Origin of the sequence: Providencia burhodogranariea DSM 19968, assembly GCF_000314855.2 — a bacterium.
GTDB classification, from domain to species: Bacteria; Pseudomonadota; Gammaproteobacteria; order Enterobacterales; family Enterobacteriaceae; genus Providencia; species Providencia burhodogranariea.
The window spans coordinates 996,057-1,015,032 of record NZ_KB233222.1 but is presented as its reverse complement, the minus strand read 5'-3'; the positions used below and the strand labels follow the sequence as shown (position 1 = coordinate 1,015,032).

The 18,976-nt window shown below is 37.5% G+C and carries 16 protein-coding genes, 1 pseudogene and 1 riboswitch; of the genes and pseudogenes, 10 read left to right on the top strand and 7 right to left on the bottom strand.

From position 1 onward, the window contains the following. Nucleotides 1–8: 8 nt before the first annotated feature. The 5 genes from baeS to fbaB all read left to right on the top strand — a co-directional run bounded on the left by baeS (nt 9) and on the right by fbaB (nt 6,337). Nucleotides 9–1,403: an envelope stress sensor histidine kinase BaeS gene (gene baeS / locus OOA_RS04250; RefSeq protein WP_008910892.1), complete on the top strand. Its 1,395-nt coding sequence runs from the start codon at nt 9–11 to the stop codon at nt 1,401–1,403. Further along, nucleotides 1,400–2,095, top strand: coding sequence for an envelope stress response regulator BaeR (gene baeR, locus OOA_RS04245; RefSeq protein ID WP_008910891.1), 696 nt, complete (start codon nt 1,400–1,402; stop codon nt 2,093–2,095). The genes baeS and baeR overlap by 4 nt, the downstream gene beginning before the upstream one ends. Before the next feature lie 420 nt (nt 2,096–2,515). Continuing rightward, nucleotides 2,516–3,895 (top strand): prephenate-dependent tRNA uridine(34) hydroxylase TrhP, encoded by a 1,380-nt coding sequence (trhP, locus tag OOA_RS04240; protein ID WP_008910890.1) that lies wholly within the window; start codon nt 2,516–2,518, stop codon nt 3,893–3,895. Nucleotides 3,896–4,334: 439 nt separating this feature from the next. Beyond that, nucleotides 4,335–5,240, top strand: coding sequence for a lipid kinase YegS (gene yegS / locus OOA_RS04235; RefSeq protein ID WP_008910889.1), 906 nt, complete (start codon nt 4,335–4,337; stop codon nt 5,238–5,240). Nucleotides 5,241–5,287: 47 nt separating this feature from the next. After that, nucleotides 5,288–6,337 carry a class I fructose-bisphosphate aldolase gene (gene fbaB, locus OOA_RS04230; protein WP_008910888.1) on the top strand — a complete coding sequence of 350 codons (1,050 nt, stop codon included), beginning with the start codon at nt 5,288–5,290 and terminating at the stop codon, nt 6,335–6,337. Between the two features lie 159 nt (nt 6,338–6,496). Here the strand turns inward: fbaB and thiD are convergent, their stop codons facing one another. After that, nucleotides 6,497–7,294: a bifunctional hydroxymethylpyrimidine kinase/phosphomethylpyrimidine kinase gene (thiD, locus tag OOA_RS04225; RefSeq protein ID WP_008910887.1), complete on the bottom strand. Its 798-nt coding sequence runs from the start codon at nt 7,292–7,294 to the stop codon at nt 6,497–6,499. A gap of 51 nt (nt 7,295–7,345) precedes the next feature. After that, nucleotides 7,346–7,436, bottom strand: a riboswitch (TPP riboswitch). A gap of 405 nt (nt 7,437–7,841) precedes the next feature. Between thiD and pagP the strand changes: the two genes are divergently transcribed. Then, nucleotides 7,842–8,411 carry a lipid IV(A) palmitoyltransferase PagP gene (pagP, locus tag OOA_RS04220; RefSeq protein ID WP_008910886.1) on the top strand — a complete coding sequence of 190 codons (570 nt, stop codon included), beginning with the start codon at nt 7,842–7,844 and terminating at the stop codon, nt 8,409–8,411. A gap of 84 nt (nt 8,412–8,495) precedes the next feature. Here the strand turns inward: pagP and OOA_RS04215 are convergent, their stop codons facing one another. Together OOA_RS04215 and mgrB are read right to left on the bottom strand one after the other, a co-directional pair. Further along, the gene (locus OOA_RS04215) at nt 8,496–9,878 is read right to left on the bottom strand and encodes an amino acid permease (RefSeq protein WP_008910885.1); all 1,383 of its coding nucleotides are present in this window, start codon (nt 9,876–9,878) and stop codon (nt 8,496–8,498) included. 193 nt (nt 9,879–10,071) lie between these two features. Next, entirely contained in the window at nt 10,072–10,218 is a 147-nt protein-coding gene (gene mgrB / locus OOA_RS21215; RefSeq protein WP_008910884.1) for a PhoP/PhoQ regulatory lipoprotein MgrB, read from the bottom strand. Nucleotides 10,219–10,918: 700 nt separating this feature from the next. Between mgrB and OOA_RS04210 the strand changes: the two genes are divergently transcribed. Both OOA_RS04210 and yidA read left to right on the top strand, forming a co-directional pair. Beyond that, the gene (locus OOA_RS04210) at nt 10,919–11,302 is read left to right on the top strand and encodes a helix-turn-helix domain-containing protein (protein WP_008910883.1); all 384 of its coding nucleotides are present in this window, start codon (nt 10,919–10,921) and stop codon (nt 11,300–11,302) included. A gap of 371 nt (nt 11,303–11,673) precedes the next feature. Beyond that, the gene (gene yidA, locus OOA_RS04205; protein WP_008910882.1) at nt 11,674–12,489 is read left to right on the top strand and encodes a sugar-phosphatase; all 816 of its coding nucleotides are present in this window, start codon (nt 11,674–11,676) and stop codon (nt 12,487–12,489) included. A gap of 118 nt (nt 12,490–12,607) precedes the next feature. Here yidA and yddG read toward each other — a convergent pair whose 3' ends face one another. Together yddG and OOA_RS04195 are read right to left on the bottom strand one after the other, a co-directional pair. After that, nucleotides 12,608–13,534, bottom strand: coding sequence for an aromatic amino acid DMT transporter YddG (gene yddG, locus OOA_RS04200; protein WP_008910881.1), 927 nt, complete (start codon nt 13,532–13,534; stop codon nt 12,608–12,610). A 192-nt stretch (nt 13,535–13,726) separates the two neighbouring features. Further along, the gene (locus OOA_RS04195; protein ID WP_008910880.1) at nt 13,727–15,184 is read right to left on the bottom strand and encodes an alanine/glycine:cation symporter family protein; all 1,458 of its coding nucleotides are present in this window, start codon (nt 15,182–15,184) and stop codon (nt 13,727–13,729) included. Nucleotides 15,185–15,820: 636 nt separating this feature from the next. On the opposite strand from OOA_RS04195, the gene OOA_RS04190 reads away from it, so the two are divergent. Both OOA_RS04190 and OOA_RS04185 read left to right on the top strand, forming a co-directional pair. Continuing rightward, nucleotides 15,821–16,057 (top strand): DinI-like family protein, encoded by a 237-nt coding sequence (locus OOA_RS04190; protein ID WP_008910879.1) that lies wholly within the window; start codon nt 15,821–15,823, stop codon nt 16,055–16,057. 645 nt (nt 16,058–16,702) lie between these two features. Then, the gene (locus OOA_RS04185; protein WP_008910878.1) at nt 16,703–17,077 is read left to right on the top strand and encodes an enolase family protein; all 375 of its coding nucleotides are present in this window, start codon (nt 16,703–16,705) and stop codon (nt 17,075–17,077) included. Between the two features lie 123 nt (nt 17,078–17,200). Here OOA_RS04185 and OOA_RS04180 read toward each other — a convergent pair whose 3' ends face one another. Then, on the bottom strand, nt 17,201–17,566 hold the full coding sequence (locus OOA_RS04180) for a hypothetical protein (RefSeq protein ID WP_008910877.1): 366 nt from the start codon (nt 17,564–17,566) through the stop codon (nt 17,201–17,203). 733 nt (nt 17,567–18,299) lie between these two features. Next, nucleotides 18,300–18,815 (bottom strand): annotated as a pseudogene (locus tag OOA_RS04175) (DUF1543 domain-containing protein). Between the last annotated feature and the right edge of the window lie 161 nt (nt 18,816–18,976).

Sequence of the window (18,976 nt, the reverse complement as noted above, 5' to 3'; positions counted from 1 at the left end):
GATAAATAATGAAACTCAGATTTAATAGCGTCAGTACTCGCTTATTTTTAGCTATTTTTGCGACTTGCTTATTGCTCGTAGTCATTATGCACCAAGGCGTTCGACTGAGCTTTCAACATGGTTTTGTCGATTATATTAAAGAGAATGAGCAACAACGAGCAGAGCTGATCGCTGAAGCACTTGCTGAACAATATGATGAGGCTGGCAGCTGGCGATTTTTAATTCGTAATGAACGTGCATTCTTCAATATTTTACGCAGTATTGAGCACGACCAGCGTTCTCATCCACCAGCACAGCATAAAGGCTGGCGCACTTTTTTTTGGGTACTCGACAGCCAAGAGCGCCTAATTTTTGGCCGTGATGTTCCATTAACTAGTGATGTGATCCGTCAGCCTATTACTACCTCAAATGGTAAAGTTGTTGGCTGGCTGATCGCAAGCTATCGTAATGGTATTAGCAGCGTACTCGATCGTCGTTTTGATGAACAACAGATGTATACCAGTTGGATAATTGCTGGTTTATCACTATTTGTTGCCTTAATTGCCACGCTGTTCCTTGCTCGTGGGTTTTTAAAGCCAATTAAACGTCTATTAGAAGGCACCAATCAGCTAGCAAGTGGTGATTTTTCAACGCGTGTACCTGAAGTTGGTCGAGATGAACTGGGTCAGTTAGCTAAGGATTTCAATCATCTTGCCTCTACACTGGAGAAAAATGAACAAATGCGTCGCGATTATATGGCTGATATTTCGCATGAACTGCGTACACCGCTATCAGTGTTACAAGGGGAACTAGAGGCGGTTCAAGATGGTGTACGTCAAGCGACCCCTGAAACAATTAATTCTCTACTAGCTGAAACACAAACTTTAATTAAACTGGTGAATGATTTACATCAACTGTCTCTTTCTGATAGAGGTTCATTAGTCTATCGCATCCAATCAGCTGATATCATTCCAATCATTGACATGGCTATTGGTCAAGCCCGTTGGCGATTAGAAGAAAAGCAGTTAACGGTCGAGCAAAACTTACCTGAACAGCAAATTATGAACATCGATCCCGACCGTATTTTACAGTTATTTTATAATTTGATGGAAAATAGCCTGCGCTATACTGAGCCTAAGGGCAAAATAATCATCAGTACAACGATTGACGATGGGCAATTTTTGATTTATTGGGAAGACAGCGCGCCGGGACTGACAGAACAACAATGCAGCCACCTTTTCGAACGTTTTTATCGCGCAGAAGAATCACGTAACCGTGCCAGTGGCGGTTCTGGTTTAGGTTTAGCCATTTGCTATAATATTATTGAAGCTCATAATGGGAGTATCGATGCAAGCTCTTCGCCTTTAGGTGGCGTGCGAATTACTATCCATTTACCTCTTAAGAAAAAGGAAGACAAACAGTGATAGTGTCAGAATCTTCAAATACACATGTATTGATTGTTGAAGATGAGCCAAAACTCGGGCAACTGCTTTGTGACTATCTTGAAGCTGCGAGACATCGAACTTCATTATTACAGCGTGGTGATGTGGTGATTGACTTTGTAAAGCAACATCATCCTGACATTATTCTTCTCGACCTGATGCTACCCGGCATGGATGGGCTGACGATTTGTCGTGAACTTCGTAAATTTTGCGAAACACCCGTTATTATGGTCACAGCAAAAACGGAAGAGATTGACCGTTTACTTGGCCTAGAAATTGGCGCTGATGATTATATTTGTAAACCATTTAGCCCACGTGAAGTTGTTGCTCGAGTAAAAACGATTTTGCGCCGTTGCCTGCGTTCGTCTACGCCAGATAAGAATAAAACTCAATTAATTATTGATGAAAGTGCATTTCAAGTCCGTTATGGCGATCAACTTCTTGAGTTAACCCCTGCTGAGTTCCGTTTGTTAAAGTTTCTATCTGATAATACAGGTACGGTATTTTCGCGTGATCAGCTGTTAGATATTCTTTATGACGATCACCGTATCGTGACGGATAGAACTATTGATAGCCATGTGAAAAACTTGCGCCGTAAGCTTGAATCACTTGATAACGAAAAAACTTTTATCCGTTCTATTTACGGTTTAGGTTATCGCTGGGATGAAATTTAGCGCTGCGAATAGGCTACCGATAAAATAATTTCAACTACAGCTAAATCACTTAAAAACCAGCGTTGACGCACCTTTCGCACATTATCGTGACATGTCACGATAACCATATTTTATAATTACTCGCGATACCCTAAATAATTCAGGCTGCCGCTAAGCGGCAAGTATGGCGGGTATACTTACTATTTGTGTGGAATACTTGGAATCTGGTATAAACCGCGTTAAAATCCCCTTCTTTAATATGCTTACCTATTCTACCCGCAACAATTCGAGCTATATTTAGCCTATTCGAATGGTCATGCTTAAACCATAATCCCATTGTAATTAGCGAAGTGGGTTTGTTGTATGTGCATCCACAGTAATCGAAAGATGACGGGTAAATCTGAGGTAAGTACTGACTTGATATCAGATTGAGAGCACTCCATGTTTACACCAGAATTATTATCTCCCGCAGGTTCTTTGAAAAATATGCGTTATGCTTTTGCTTATGGCGCAGATGCAGTTTACGCCGGCCAACCTCGTTATAGCTTGCGCGTACGTAACAATGAATTCAACCATGAAAATCTTGCTAAAGGGATTCAAGAAGCCCATGAACTTGGCAAAAAATTCTATGTTGTTGTGAATATTGCACCTCATAATGCCAAGCTCAAAACGTTTATTCGTGATCTAACGCCAGTGATTGAAATGGGCCCTGATGCGCTGATCATGTCTGACCCGGGTCTAATCATGATGGTGCGTGAAGCATTTCCTGACATGGACATTCACTTATCAGTACAAGCCAACGCAGTTAACTGGGCATCAGTAAAATTCTGGAAAAAAATGGGGCTGACACGCGCTATTTTATCTCGCGAATTGTCTCTAGAAGAAATAGCTGAGATTCGTAAACAAGTTCCTGAAATGGAATTAGAAGTCTTTGTTCATGGTGCACTGTGCATGGCCTACTCTGGTCGTTGTCTACTTTCTGGTTATATCAATAAACGTGACCCGAACCAAGGTACTTGCACCAATGCTTGCCGCTGGGAATACAAGGTTGAAGAAGGTAAGGAAGATGATGTGGGCAACATCGTGCATGTGCATGAGCCGATCCCCGTCAAAAATGTTGCGCCGACTTTAGGTGAAGGTGCACCAACAGATAAAGTATTCATGATTGAGGAAGCTAAACGTCCGGGTGAGTACATGACCGCCTTTGAAGACGAGCATGGTACTTATATCATGAACTCTAAAGATTTACGCGCAATTGAGCATGTAGAAAACCTGACTCAAATGGGTGTTCACTCACTTAAAATTGAAGGTCGAACCAAATCTTTCTACTACTGCGCACGCACGGCTCAAGTCTATCGCCGTGCTATTGATGACGCTGTTGCTGGAAAACCTTTTGACCCAACACTGCTTTCTACGCTAGAAGGCTTAGCTCATCGTGGTTATACAGAAGGTTTTCTCCGTCGCCACACGCATGATGCATACCAAACTTACGAATATGGTTACTCCGTGTCAGAAACTCAGCAATTCGTTGGCGAGTTTACGGGTAAACGTGTTAATGGGCTTGCAGAGGTTGATGTTAAAAATAAATTTAGCGTAGGTGATAGCTTAGAACTAATGACGCCCGCAGGTAATATTGTATTTAGCCTTGATTCACTTCAGAACCGCAAAGGCGAAGCGATTGATGTTGCTCCTGGCAATGGGCATATTGTTTATCTTCCTGTTCCTGATGACATTGATATAAACTTTGGTTTGTTAATCCGCAACCTTGCGGGTACAACAACTCGGTCGCCACATCAATCTGAAATTCCAGTTACGATCTAATAATTATCATTTTTAAATCAATTCGTTATAATGCTAGAGATCATCAGTATAATCCATTGAATTTCTAGCATTTTTTACATTACCATAGACAACTATTCACTCAACAAACTGTACACACAATTGATAATCATTCTCGAAAATAGTACTTTAGTGTTAAAAAACCTTCTAATGTCTATTTTTATGCAATAGATCACAACAATTGGCTATTCAATGTCGTATAGTCACTTTCGAAAATGAAGAACTAGAAAGTCATAAAGTAAGACTAGGAACCACCTCCTTGGCTGGCTCAATCTCCCTTGAGCTAGCCATTTCTTTTTTCAATTCCTTGAATTCCCCCACTTTCATATTGATTAATCTTGATCATTATCCAATATTTACCCCTAAATTCAATTTCACGACTATACTTTTAACTGTATTAGTTATCATCACAAGGATCGAAATGGATATAGATAAACAACATTGCGCATTATTAATTCTCAATGGTAAACAATCTGCAAATCCTGAATTAAAAAAAGCCGTTTCGAGGCTACGCGAAGAAGGTCATACCATCTGGGTAAGAATTCCATGGGAGAACAGCGATTTACACTCATTTATTGATGATGCAATCGCAAAGGGAGTTGAAACAATTATTGCAGGTGGAGGTGATGGAACTATAAATGCAGTATCGAGTACCCTTATGCGTTTTCCAGAAGAACAGCGCCCTGCCATCGGTATTTTGCCGTTAGGTACAGCGAATGATTTTGCCACCAGTGCTAATATTCCTCAAGACATTCCTTCCGCCTTAGCATTAGCAGTAAAAGGTAAAGCTACCGCAATAGATATTGCTAGAGTAAATAATGATGCCTATTTTATGAATATGGCGACAGGTGGATTTGGGACAAGAATTACCACAGAAACTCCCGAAGCATTGAAATCAGCTCTCGGAGGAGCCGCTTACGTCATTAACGGTTTTCTACGCCCTGATACGTTAAAAACGGACACCTGTAAAATCGAGGCGGAAGATTTCAATTGGGAAGGGGAAACGTTAGTCGTTGCTGTAGGTAATGGCAAACAAGCTGGAGGTGGCCAACAGTTAGCACCAGAAGCATTAATCGATGATGGTAAATTAAACCTACTGATTGTGCCGGCTCGCGATGTTATTCCTGCTCTGCTCACGAATTTGTTCACTAATGATAAAAATCAGCATCTAATTGAGAGAACCTCTTCTTGGGTGAAAATATCATCTCCTCATACCATGATATTTAATTTGGATGGGGAACCGCTTTCTGGCGAAACTTTCACCTATGAGTTACTACCTGAAGCGATCCACTGCCGATTACCACCACAATGCGGCTTGTTATCTTAAATTTTATAATTAGTATCCCTTAGAATTTTTGTTAAATGGAGTTCATCATGACTGATATTGCTAAGCTGTTAGGTTCTGAAGCATCAACTCTTTTAGAACATCGTTGCCAAACTATTCCTCGTGAGAATATTTACCTACCAGGTTCTGATTTTGTCGATCGTGTGATGATTGACAATAATCGTCCCAATACCGTACTTCGCTCAATGCAGACTTTATTTAATCATGGTCGCTTAGCGGGTACGGGTTACCTGTCTATTCTTCCCGTTGACCAAGGTGTAGAACATTCTGCTGGGGCATCGTTTGCAGCTAATCCACTCTATTTTGATCCAAAAAATATTGTCGAACTCGCGATTGAAGCTGGATGTAACTGTGTTGCTTCAACCTATGGTGTTTTGGCCTCCGTTTCTCGCCGTTATGCTCACAAAATTCCTTTTTTAGTTAAGCTAAATCATAACGAGACACTCAGTTATCCTACTCAATATGACCAAACGCTGTATGCCAGTGTTGAACAAGCATTCGAAATGGGTGCCGTAGCAGTCGGTGCGACTATTTATTTCGGTTCTATCGAATCACGTCGCCAAATTGAAGAAATCTCAGCTGCCTTTGAGCGAGCTCACGAGCTTGGTATGGTAACCGTACTATGGGCTTATCTGCGCAATCCTGTATTCAACAAAGATGGGGTTGATTACCATTCTAGTGCTGATTTAACCGGTCAAGCTAACCATATTGCAGCGACAATTGGTGCTGATATTGTTAAACAAAAAATGGCTGAAAATAATGGTGGCTATACCGCTGTTGGTTTTGGTCATACTGATGAACGCGTTTATACCAAACTGACAACAGATAACCCCATAGACCTCGTTCGTTATCAGCTAGCTAACTGCTATATGGGTCGCGCTGGCTTGATTAACTCAGGTGGAGCCGCTGGTGAAAATGACTTTAGCGAATCTGTCCGTACGGCGGTTATCAATAAACGTGCCGGCGGAATGGGATTAATTTTAGGTCGTAAAGCCTTTAAGAAATCGATGAAAGATGGTGTAGCACTTATTAATGCTGTACAGGATGTTTATCTCAGTAAAGATGTCACCATTGCTTAAATGCTCTCTTTTGTATTCTTTATGCCCTCCTAAAGAGGGCATTTTTATTTCTACTACACTTCCTATTTAGATTAATCGCTGCTACATGCCAAACTTACTAATAAGAATCTTTGTTATCGCCTACAGCTAATGCGCATCATTGTCGACCATTTGAACAAGTTACCACCAAGCATGAAAATGATGCACAGGACCAATCCCTGAACCAACTTCTAAACTGTCGGCATGTTGGAGTGCTGCTTGCAAATAAGTTTTTGCTTCGGATATGGTTTCCTGCCAATTATTAAAACGCGGTCGTAGCGCAGATATCGCAGCGGATAATGTGCAACCCGTACCATGTGTATGCCGTGTATTAACCCTTGGTAGTGTAAAACGCCACTCACCTTCCGGTGTGAGCAGCCAATCAGGGCTTTGCGTATCACTTAAATGCCCGCCTTTCATTAATACCGCCTGACATCCCATTTGAAGTAAACGGTGACCTTGATTTAGCATCTGCGCTTCAGTTTTTGCTATGGGTTCATCTAATAATACGGCGGCTTCCGGTAGGTTTGGTGTAATCAGTGATACCAGTGGTAATAATTCCTGTCTCATTGCATCAACAGCATCAGGTAGCAGTAACGAGTCACCACTTTTAGCGACCATTACCGTATCTAACACAACATAAGGAATTGAATACTGTTTAAGTGCTTGAGTGACAACCGCGATAACTTTTTGATTAAATAACATACCAATTTTAGCACTATCAATGCGGACATCACTGAGAACTGATTCTAGCTGTGCGGCGACGAAGCTACCAGGCAGCTCATGAACGGATTGTACACCACGGGTATTTTGAGCGACCAAGGCGGTTATTACGCTTGTTCCATATGCTTTAAGTGCCGAAAAGGTCTTTAAATCTGCTTGGATCCCAGCTCCACCAGAAGGGTCAGTGCCCGCGATGGTTAACGCATTAATTCTCATAAAATGTCACTCCTAAGCACAGGTAAGGAGTGGTCAATTGGAAGGTTTATAGAGTGAAACTTCCGACTTCCCTACGCTGGCATTATCCAGATCAGGTAATACGGGTGCTTCTCAGTCTAAATAGACGCCCCGAGTCAAAACTACCTTAGGAGTATCTCATTTTTCTTTATAAGAAACCAGTTTATAGCCACCAGCATTCAAGATATATGACGTTTATTATCAATCTACTACAAAAAAATTACCATATTATTGTAAGACTGAACAATATCGCAATAGCCTGTCTGAATACGGATCAAATTATATTAAACATTTTAATAGTAACTATAGTTATTAATTTTAATACATGCCAAATATAATTTTTTTAAATCATCATTTTACAAATTAAGACGATTACCAATGTAAGCTATCAGTAATTAATGCTGTTATATCATTTCTAGGTAATCTAAAATACTTATAGAGCATAATCGTTATTCGAGCATATATTTGCTCACTATAAATATTCAAACGAATAATATTCAAATAAGAATTAACCTTAATCGGATTTACAATGAGAGTTAACAACAAACTGCAGCGAGTTGTAGGGGCATCTCTTTTGATGACAAGCTCCATCTGTTTCGCTTCATCTGCAAATGAACAATCTGTCGGACTATGGGATAAATTTACCCAAAATGTTAGTACCACATGGGATTCAGATCAGTATGAACTTTATATTCCAGCTTTAACGTGGCATAACCGATTTACTTACGATAAAGAAAAAACCGATAGCTATAACGAAGAGCCATGGGGAATTGGTTTCGGTAAATATCGTTACGATGAAGACAATGACTGGCATGCATTATATGCAATGGCATTTATGGACTCCCATAATAAAGTCGAGCCAATTGTAGGCTATGGCTTTCAGAAAATGTGGATCCCAGGGGATTTAGATGGTTTTCGGATGGGTGCAGGCTTCACATTGAGTGTGACCGCACGTGACGACTATTTATATATTCCTATTCCGTTACCGCTTCCTTTAGTTTCCGTTGAATATGATAGGCTGTCTCTTCAAGCGACCTATATTCCGGGAACACATAACAATGGTAACGTACTGTTTGCTTGGTTACGCTGGCAGTGGTAATCACTCATCATGACTTAAAGTAGAATTTAAAATGGCCGATTACATAGGATTGTAATCGGCCATTTTTATTCGTTACCGTTTGAGTCAACTAGCAGCCTGTAATTTCTTTTTGACTGCATCTTGCTTTTTAGCGCCTGAGAATTGATAACCAACCCACAATACGCCAATCCATAATGGCATGATTAGCACAGATACCCTTAACCCATCCATCATTAAAATGATAACAAGAATAAGGATCAGGAAGGCCAAACAAAGATAGTTACCAAATGGATACCAAATGCTCTTAAATTTGGTTTCAATGCCGTCTTTATCCATCTGCGCTCTGAATTTTAAATTAGAGATACAAATCATAATCCAGTTGATCACAAGTGTTGTCACAACCAAAGACATTAAAAAGACAAATGCCTGCCCTTCCATAACGAAGTTAACTACAATTCCTATTGAGGTCACGATACCTGAGACGATTAATGCCATCACAGGAACACCACCTTTATTCACTTTAGCCAAAAATTGCGGCGCGTTATTTTGCTGCGCTAAACCAAATAGCATACGACTCGTACAATAAGCCCCACTATTATAAACAGATAAAGCAGCGATCAACATCACGACATTCAACGCGTTCGCAACAAGTACATCACCTAGATTATGGAAAATAATGAAAAACGGACTCGCATCATTATCGAGATCAACCCATGGATACAGTAATAATAAAATAGTAATAGAACCGATATAGAAAATCAGAATACGGTAGACTACTTGGTTGATCGCTTTAGGGATGCTCTTTTCAGGATTTTCAGCTTCAGCTGCTGTAATTCCCACTAATTCTAAGCCACCAAATGAAAACATTATGATAGCCAGAGCCATTAACAACCCAATAAAATCATTAGCGAAGAAACCACCGTGTTCCCATAAGTTAGAAATTCCAGCTTGTGGGCCACCTCGTCCGCTAAACAGTAAATAGCAACCAAATAGGATCATTGCGACAATTGCGATAACTTTTATCAAGGCAAACCAGAATTCCGTTTCACCGTAAGACCGTACGTTAATTAAATTAATCGCATTCACCGCGATAAAAAAGACAACAGCAGAAACCCAAATAGGTAAATCTGGCCACCACTCTTGCATATATTTGCCGGCAGCAGTCAGCTCCGTCATGCCTACAAGAATAAACATGAACCAATAGTTCCAACCAGAAAGGAACCCTGCAAAACCGCCCCAATATTTAAATGCAAAGTGGCTAAATGAACCTGCGACAGGCTCTTGAACTATCATTTCACCTAGCTGACGCATGATCAAAAAGGCAATAAAACCACATAACGCATACCCTAACAATACAGACGGACCAGCCATCTTAATCGTTGTCGCTATCCCAAGAAAAAGCCCTGTTCCAACAGCGCCTCCCAAAGCAATCAACTGGATATGTCTATTCTTCAACCCACGCTTTAGCGTCTGCTGCTCTTGCGCCATAACTTTACCCTTATCATCCTATGCTACTTGCTTGTTATCTTTCAATATTGAGATAAGCATACAAGTTTATTTGAATTTTATAATTAACACTACTTAAACACGTATTTCACTTCCCACATAGATCATCTTATTATCAATTGATAATTTGTGATAAAAAATGGTCGGGCACAGTATGGCGTATTAAAAGGTAAATTCAAAATGGTAACAAGCCAGTTACGCGGCAGATTCCAAAAATAAAATTATCACTACCTTGATCGCAAAGGTTATCCATTGCTAAAAGATACAAAAATAGACAGCTCATCACGATACAGATCCCGATGACTAATTTTCGTATTAACAATATTCCTCCTCAAAGCTATCGCGTTATATAGCCAAACCAATTCGCTATCTATGTCAACACCCAACCCACCTTTAATACAATAAAAGCTTGATAAGAGACGGGTATAGCTATTATTTTTCAATCAATTACAATAATAATACTGGATCTTTAGGTTAAGAAACGCCATATTGTCTGCTGATGTCCAGTTTTCTAAAAATAGGATAATAACCTAGAGCTAAAGGCAGAATGTGAAGAAAATTAGCAGTTCATGACATATTTATGCTCATTTTTTATGCTAAACACTAAAATGCTGTTTGATTGACTTTTTTTTCAACTATTTGCTCGCAATACCGCACAAGCAGCCTTTGTCATGATCAAACGAATTTGTGTATACTTCATCTCACTTTATTAAGGTTAATTATTCCTTAACGCTTATTTTTTCGGCACTTAATTAAATACTTGCCAAAATAAATGAAACTGCTTGCTTAAAGTCTGCGCAAAATATCTGTACCATGCAGACTTTCGTGATAAAGCAGCCCTATGGGTTCAAATACAAGATGGTTTACTGTACCTAGATCTTTTTTAGACTGTTGAGAAATAGTGCTAAATAGCGCCAAATAATGTGTACTTAAGGTCAATAATGTTCTCAACTAAATAAAACCCTTGTATTTTGAACGAAATTCAACCTAAAAAGGTCAATTGACCTCAGTAATTAATTGAGATGCCACAAGATAACCACTTAGCACTTGTCTATGCTCTGAGCAAATGGATTGATGAACATTTAGGCCGGGTTATCCATTTGGAAGAGCTTGCCGCCTATTCTGGATACTCACTCTGGCATATGCAGAAAATCTTTAAAGAAGTGACAGGAATTTCGCTGGGTAAGTATATTCGCCAGCGTAGACTGGCAGGCGCAGTGAACCTATTAAGAAATAGCAATCAGTCTATTTTCGATATCGCGTTAGATTTTGGATTTGGCTCGCAGTCGCATTTTACCTACATGTTCCGTAAGGAATACGGCATCACTCCGTTTGATTTTAGGCAAAATGAAGAAATTGATTTGGATGTGAAAGAACCGCTACATTTAACTTATCGCGGTGAGTGAAGATGTTTTAATCGCATTGATTGATTTAACTTCACTCACTAATCAATGCAATAAGCCATTGTCACTTCGGCAGTTTTATTTATAGAGTTTCGATATTTTAAAGTTGTAAGCTTGTGTTATCTGCATATTATTGAGATCTGCATACGAATAGTTCTGCTGTCTATATGTTGGTTAAAATGCTTCGTTGATGCCATTCATACAACTTATTTCATTTTAGATATGTATCGAAAATCCCCTTCTCTTCCCTCTTAGATAATCATACAAAAACATCAGCTTACACTTTTTTTTTAGCCATCTTTTTTTCGCCAATTTACATTTTTTATAAATAGAGTAAGGTAAATCAATAAAAACACCATTAACCGGAGGCGTTGATGTCTATCAAACTGGTCGCAATTGATTTAGATGGTACCTTGCTTAACTCTCAGCACCAAATTACTCCTGCAGTTAAAGAAGCCGTTATTCAAGCAAAAAATAAGGGTGTCTATATCGTTCTCGCTTCAGGGCGACCTTTTTCTGGAATTGCTCCCTACCTAAAAGAACTCGGCCTTGATAACGCCAGTGATTATTGTATTAGTAACAATGGCAGCGTGATCCATCAAGCTAATGATGGCGCTCATCTCATTGAGAATTTACTCGATTTCACTGATTACCAATATTTTGAATCGTTGTCTAATGAAGTTGGAGTGCATATGCATGCACTTGCGCAAAACACGATGTTTACTGCAAATCGTCATATCAGCCAATATACTGTTCATGATGCTTATTTGACCAACACCCCTCTCGTATATTGCCCAGCCAATGAGATGGATTCAAGCTTGAAATTCACCAAGTTTATGATGATTGATCACCCCGAAAAGCTCACTCTTGGGATTAGCTATATACCAGAAGATGCATTCGAACGTTATTCAATGACACAAACCAGTCCTTATTTTCTTGAGATATCAAATAAAACAGCCAGTAAAGGTGCCGCATTACAACTTATCTGTGAAAAACTTGGCATCACTCCAGATAAAGTAATGAGCATTGGCGACCAAAATAACGACGTCAAAATGCTTCAATACGCTAAATTCCCAGTCGCTATGGGGAATGCTATTGATAATGTGCTTAATATCGCTAAATTTGTTACAAAAACCAATAATGAAGATGGTGTTGCCGTAGCACTAGATAAATTCATTAACCAGCCGTAATGACTATGGCGGTGATATCCACTGCCATATTTTTATACTGCAACATCATTCGCGCCATATATAAGTTACAGGTAAACGTTTGAAAATACCGTCAATCATTACTTAAATGGATTGTTATTTAATGCTTTTGGCCATTGTTGACAACTATTTTTGGCGTTAAAGTATTTCGTGTTGCAAGAAAACAAATAATTGACCCGAGTGTCACCATCACGACTCCTTGCCAAAAACTTATGGTAAGGGCAGTCGCTAATAAAGCTGATGAAAACGCCGTTGATAGGATGGGTGTGAAATACGATAACGTCCCTAAAAACGCCACATTGCCTCGGATCACTGCCAAGGTCCAAAGTGCATTTGCTCCCCCAGTCGCGATCGAAGCTAAAAGTAATAATATAATGCTGTTAAATGAAATATTAAATTGAGTCGAAGGCTCAAACAAAAATAGCACCCAAAGCCCGATACAAGTCATAGTAAAAAACAATACCATGCCATTGTGCCCACCAGAAATACGTTTAGTCACATTACTGTAGAATGACCAAAAAATCGCACCAATAAATGCAAGGAAATAACTCAATGGGTTACTTTTTATATTTTCGATAATGGCATTTATTGAAATAGGTTTGTCACCCGAAATAACCCATATTAACCCGGCAAAAGCTAAAGAAAGTCCAATCCCAAGGAAAACGGTAAACCGTTGACGATTAAAAAAAACCGCTAAAGCAATAGTAAAACTTGGCCATAGATAGTTAACCATACCCAGCTCAATAGCTTGTTGACGACTACTCGCCAAACCAAGTGCTAATACAAAACACATTTCATAGCTGACAAACAACAATGTTCCCCAAATTAAATAGCGCCTTGAGTAATTTCGAATTTTAGGTGGCCCCATAACGATAAGTAAAATAACAGTACCAATAGTATAAATTAAAGCAGCACCACCTACTGCCCCAAAGCTTTCACTGACACTACGAATTAACCCTACCATGGTACTCCATAGTAAAATCGAAATAATGCCATAGAGTGTTGCTGCTTGTTGCCCTAATTTCATTATATACTCAACTTTAAAAATCGCTTTTATTTTATAAATAAAAACCTTAAAGCTCAAACAATTAGAAATCAAGTATTATTAATCAAGTTTATGGAAATGATTATTTATGACGCACAATTATATTCAGAATAAAAATCTCGGTAAAACAATTAAGGCCAAGACTTAATGTATAGACCTTAATTATTTAGTTTATTAAATTGCGTTCTTATTCACCCATTGTTTAACATGTTTTTCTTCCCAAATTCCTTCTTCAACTTGTATCTTAAGTTCAGGATGTTGGTTAATATCAAAAGTTGGGAGTTTCCCCGCTTTTCTTTGCATGTTGTAATCTTTGGTTAATTTAAAGGCAATACCTGATAATAGCAAAATAGCAATTAAATTAGTGATTGCCATTAACCCCATAGATAAGTCAGCCAGCTTCCAAATTAATGGCATTTCGGCCAATGAACCAAACATCACCATACCAAGCGCAGCTACGCGTAATAAAAATAATTTAGAAGTATGATTACTCTCTAAAAAAATCAAATTACTTTCTGCGTATGCATAATTGGCAATAATCGAAGTAAAAGCAAAAAAGAAGATAGCTATCGCAATAAATGTCGAGCCCCAACTTCCGACAGCAGACGATAATGCCAACTGCGTTAATTCAATGCCATTTATATTCTCAATAGGATTATCAAGTACACCAGAACAAAGAATAATAATCGCCGTCGCACTACAAATAACCATCGTGTCCATAAAGACACCCAGCATTTGAATATATCCCTGAGAGGCTGGATGGGGAGGATATGGTGCTGCCGATGCCGCCGCATTAGGTGCAGAACCCATTCCAGCTTCGTTAGAAAATAACCCTCTCTGAACCCCTTGAGTCATTGCTTGGCCTATACCATAACCAATGGCTCCACCAGCAGCTTCTTGTAACCCAAATGCATTACGAATAATTAACGTAAATACTTCTGGTAATCGCTCAATATGATGCCCTACTACCCAAAATGCTAATATTAAATAAGCTAATGCCATAATAGGAACAACGAACTCAGCAACCTTAGCAATTGATTTTAATCCGCCAAAAATAACAATTCCGCTCATAATAACAAGCCCTATGCCGACATAGAGAGGATTAAAATCAAATGCTATAGCAGTTGCTTGCGCAATAGAATTTGCTTGAACTGCATTAAACACTAGCCCGAATGCAATAATTAAAAAGATGGAAAATAGTACTCCCATCCATCGAAAATTTAATCCTTTCTGCATATAATAAGCAGGCCCTCCTCGATAATTCCCTTGATCATCTTTAGTTTTATAAAGTTGAGCGAGTGTAGACTCAATAAACGAGGTAGCCATTCCAAGCATGGCAACGACCCACATCCAGAAAATAGCACCAGGACCTCCCGCTGTTAATGCTATTGCTACACCAGTCAGATTTCCAGTACCAACTCTTGCAGCAAGACTGGTACATAATGCTTGAAAAGAAGATATCCCGGCTTTATCGGTTTGTTTACTATTCTTTAAAACACCAAACATATGGTTAAAGTGACGTAATTGAATGAAACCTGAACGAATTGTAAAATAAATTCCAGCACCAAGTAATAAATAAATGAGGATAGATCCCCAAACAATATTGTTTAGATAATTTATAATTTCTATCAACTTTCCCTCCTTATTTTATAACATACAAATAGAATTCATTGTTTAACCAATGAAGCCTTCTATACCTTTTCATTTAACAAACCTTAATAATGATTATAAAAACTCACTTTAAAGAGTGTAATTAAATAATAAAAAAAGAGCCAGATAAATTATATTTTTTATCATCACCTTGATTCGTCTTTTATCAATTAATAATTTAAATACATTCAGGACATAAAGAAAACAAAAAAATGACAACTAACTATATGATAGAAAAGGGGTATTGTAATCACAAAAATTATACTATAAATAAGACCATTTAATTGAACCCATTAAAATCATAATTACACTTTCTCCTTACATATATATACAACAATTAACCACTCACATTCTAAATATCAATAAGTATCCATTTTTTCATATTAAAATATAGAACTCACACTAATTTAATTAGTGAGTTAAAGAGCTATTTTTAACATTCTAAATAGTGAAATTTTAATTGCCAATCAAAAATCGCATTTATTTAAATGCCTATTAAACGTACAAATCAGCTCATTTATCTCAATCACAAAAAATAATCTTAAAATGACCATTGATTCTGTTAATACATCACAATAAACTTTAGCATTAAATCATAATCCTACTAAAGGTTCAAAAATGAAAATCACGATTAAAATCTCTGATGATGCCGTATCCGAAAAACTTTATGATGCTTTTGTTGCTGAATTGAGAGCTCGAGTGCTAGAAGTATACCCCGGCAGTAGCTTACATATTATACATGACAGTGGTGCTACCACATTTGAAACCTCTGGTTTTCATAATGACCAAGAGGCACATGTTGTTCTTCATGAGTTGGTCGAAGATGTCCTACAACATGGGCATTGGTCAAAGTAACCATTCAAACTAAAAGCTTTAAGCCAGTCTTTAATTTAAACTTAAATTAAAGACTGCTCGTTGAGTCTTTTCTGCCTATTTTCACTGACCAATTGATTTAGATTTCCGCAATATAATGATGTGATGTTTTAACTAATTAAAAAATTTCACAGCAAATACAAACTTCAAATGTAACATGCTCTTCAGATTCGAAAAATCATGATTTCTCGCTGCATTGAGCGACGTTTAACTAACCCACTCGCTGGTGAACCAGTCACCCTAGTTCTTTTACCTTATGTAAGGGCTTTTGATTCGAATAAATATTGACCGTCAAATAATCAACATCCCCTGACTTTCTGCCATTCATCATGACAAATCAATCGTCTTCTCTTTACCATTGCTGATCAAGATCATCTTTGTAGCAAACTAATCATTTTTAAGGTGGAAACTGCTTTATTTTTTACCGTTATATGATAGATTATATAACGTAATTTTCATTTACATTGCTTTTGCTAATTATGGCGGCCAGTGTTTTTGCTGGCTCTTTTTTGTTTCAAAATGCGAAAAATGCTCAATTACCCCCTCTTTTCGGTCTATTCTGCTATAGTCACACTTCATTAAGCTATAAATTTAAAACTCATTTAGTTTCAAACTAGAGGTACTGCTATGAAACGTTTTTTACTCGCTATCTGCTTCGCACCTGTCATTGCCATGGGAGCTAATGAGCCTTTAAACATCAGCAAAACTGCGATTGAGTATTGTGATATCACAGGACAAGCACTTAGTGATGCTTATGGTTCAAATAAGACGAGCAATGAATTAACTACTGGCGTGCTTAGCCAATTGAAGAATAAAAATGTTGATCTTGCCAAGCTAGAGACAAGCGAAGGCGATTTGCAAAAGAACTTAGATATTGCAATCAAAACGATCCGTGATAATAAAGACAAATTTAAAAACCAAGATGAATTTACGCAATCTTTAAATGATTCCATCTCGGCCTGTAAAATCCAAACTGAGTTGCTTTTAAACAAATCTAAATAATGATAGTACAAGATAGCTACCAGTATCCAACTAAGCTATATCTATGATAAAAACCGATTCACATGCTGAATATGTGAATCGGGTATCTGTTCGATACTTTGAAATTAAACGGGCTAACGGAATCTATTGTTTATCTTCTTTGCATATATTGGTTATCGATGCCTCTATCTCTGGCGTATTACTCAATAACAATTGATTATGGCCTGAGAATTCACCATCACGAACATCAATACTCGCAACAAATGGGATGACTTTACTTGTTCCATCTACTTGATATGTGCCGCATACACGAACGCCCTCGCCTTCGTTGTATTGATTTCGCTTCATCACCTTCACATTGTTGAAGATTAATTTTTGTTTCGATGATAATTTTTGTTCGACAAGTTGCTGGGCTACTTTCTCAACATCTGTATCATTTATCGTTGTAACGTACTGATAGATAAAGCCTGCTATGATCATTAGAAAAATAATAGCGAGTTTGGTTTTCATTCGTTTCAACACATAATCCTTCTTTACATTTAGCTATTCAACGCAATTATAACGATATTAAGTAGAATAATGTGAACAAAATGAGTCATATCCCTCCATTTGTTTTGCCTAACAACCAATGCCTAAAAAAAAACCAACAGAATCTGAATATTTATTCATTACATAAAACAATCTTCATTAATATCGTTTTAATTTAGTTAATTAATTTTATCTACCCATTTTTTCTATCGTTTACTATTTGAATTTTGATATGCATTTAAAAATTTAATTATAATCTAATGAAATAAATAATTTTAAAATTTCATTTCTCATTAAAATTAATAACCAATCTTGATTTAATTACCACCAAATAGGGAAAGAAAATAGTTAAAAATTTCATTAAACTAACATATGGTAATAATAACAATGTTAATTTATCTACACATAGTAACGCATTGAGTGATTATAAATAACCTAATTAAACAGTAATATATTATTGATAGGTTATTTTTTCTTTGTGACAATTATAATAACGATATCGCTATTGCATTAATTTACTCTTTAAGCAAATTAGCCAAATCCCCCTTAGATGATCCATAGCACATCGTCGCCAATACACAAAAAACAATTATACTCTTTTAAAACAATATGTTACACTCCAATCATCCAGTATTGGTTTTTATATAACCCTTCAAGGTTATAGATACTGGCACGATTTAAGCAAAGCAGTTGATTATGATTTATTAAATTTAAATTAATACATTATTTGACTTTGCAAAATACCTATCGGGTGATAGCCTTGCCATTCAGTTTTTAAATACTCTCCATCTGGCTCTACAGTTAAATAAATATAATAATCACCAACCTATTCTAATAATATACAATCATCAACATCTTTTAAATTATCTTTATGCTGGCATTGACTATCAACCAATAATGCTTTTATTGCTTTTTGTTTTGCTTCAGCTGCTGACCTCCCCACAAATAAATCAATCTCATATAACTCTGCTAATGTTGTCAGTTGATATCCACCAACATTCACAAAATACAAGCTATATTTATTAGAAGATGGCTCTCCACTTAATTTAATTCTAAATTCATTTGCCCAATTAATCACTGCATAACTATCAATATAAACCTTATCCCCAAACCAAGCTTTTCTCAATGCAGGCCATGCTTCAGTAGGCTGTTATGCGACAACAAATTGAATATCATGAACTTCAATGTTCGATTTGCCTGCATTAAAACTCGATATATAAGATATTACCATCTAGGATACTTGCTACCCATAACCTAAACAGGCTCAAAAAAAATTAAATCAGCTTTAAATATCAATAGATTAAAACGCTCGCCCTGTAATACATACAAAAAAGCAATATTTCTCTAGAATCATGCGATTCCCGCATTTGAATATATCTCCAAAAAACCAAT

Excerpts from the sequence above, each read along its gene's own strand:
- baeS (WP_008910892.1), top strand. The coding sequence starts at position 9 with ATGAAACTCAGATTTAATAGCGTCAGTACTCGCTTATTTTTAGCTATT.
- yegS (WP_008910889.1), top strand. The coding sequence starts at position 4,335 with ATGGATATAGATAAACAACATTGCGCATTATTAATTCTCAATGGTAAA.
- fbaB (WP_008910888.1), top strand. The coding sequence starts at position 5,288 with ATGACTGATATTGCTAAGCTGTTAGGTTCTGAAGCATCAACTCTTTTA.
- OOA_RS04185 (WP_008910878.1), top strand. The coding sequence starts at position 16,703 with ATGAAACGTTTTTTACTCGCTATCTGCTTCGCACCTGTCATTGCCATG.
- trhP (WP_008910890.1), top strand. The coding sequence starts at position 2,516 with ATGTTTACACCAGAATTATTATCTCCCGCAGGTTCTTTGAAAAATATG.
- pagP (WP_008910886.1), top strand. The coding sequence starts at position 7,842 with ATGAGAGTTAACAACAAACTGCAGCGAGTTGTAGGGGCATCTCTTTTG.
- OOA_RS04190 (WP_008910879.1), top strand. The coding sequence starts at position 15,821 with ATGAAAATCACGATTAAAATCTCTGATGATGCCGTATCCGAAAAACTT.
- yddG (WP_008910881.1), bottom strand. The coding sequence starts at position 13,534 with ATGAAATTAGGGCAACAAGCAGCAACACTCTATGGCATTATTTCGATT.
- OOA_RS04210 (WP_008910883.1), top strand. The coding sequence starts at position 10,919 with ATGCCACAAGATAACCACTTAGCACTTGTCTATGCTCTGAGCAAATGG.
- yidA (WP_008910882.1), top strand. The coding sequence starts at position 11,674 with ATGTCTATCAAACTGGTCGCAATTGATTTAGATGGTACCTTGCTTAAC.
- OOA_RS04180 (WP_008910877.1), bottom strand. The coding sequence starts at position 17,566 with ATGAAAACCAAACTCGCTATTATTTTTCTAATGATCATAGCAGGCTTT.
- OOA_RS04215 (WP_008910885.1), bottom strand. The coding sequence starts at position 9,878 with ATGGCGCAAGAGCAGCAGACGCTAAAGCGTGGGTTGAAGAATAGACAT.
- thiD (WP_008910887.1), bottom strand. The coding sequence starts at position 7,294 with ATGAGAATTAATGCGTTAACCATCGCGGGCACTGACCCTTCTGGTGGA.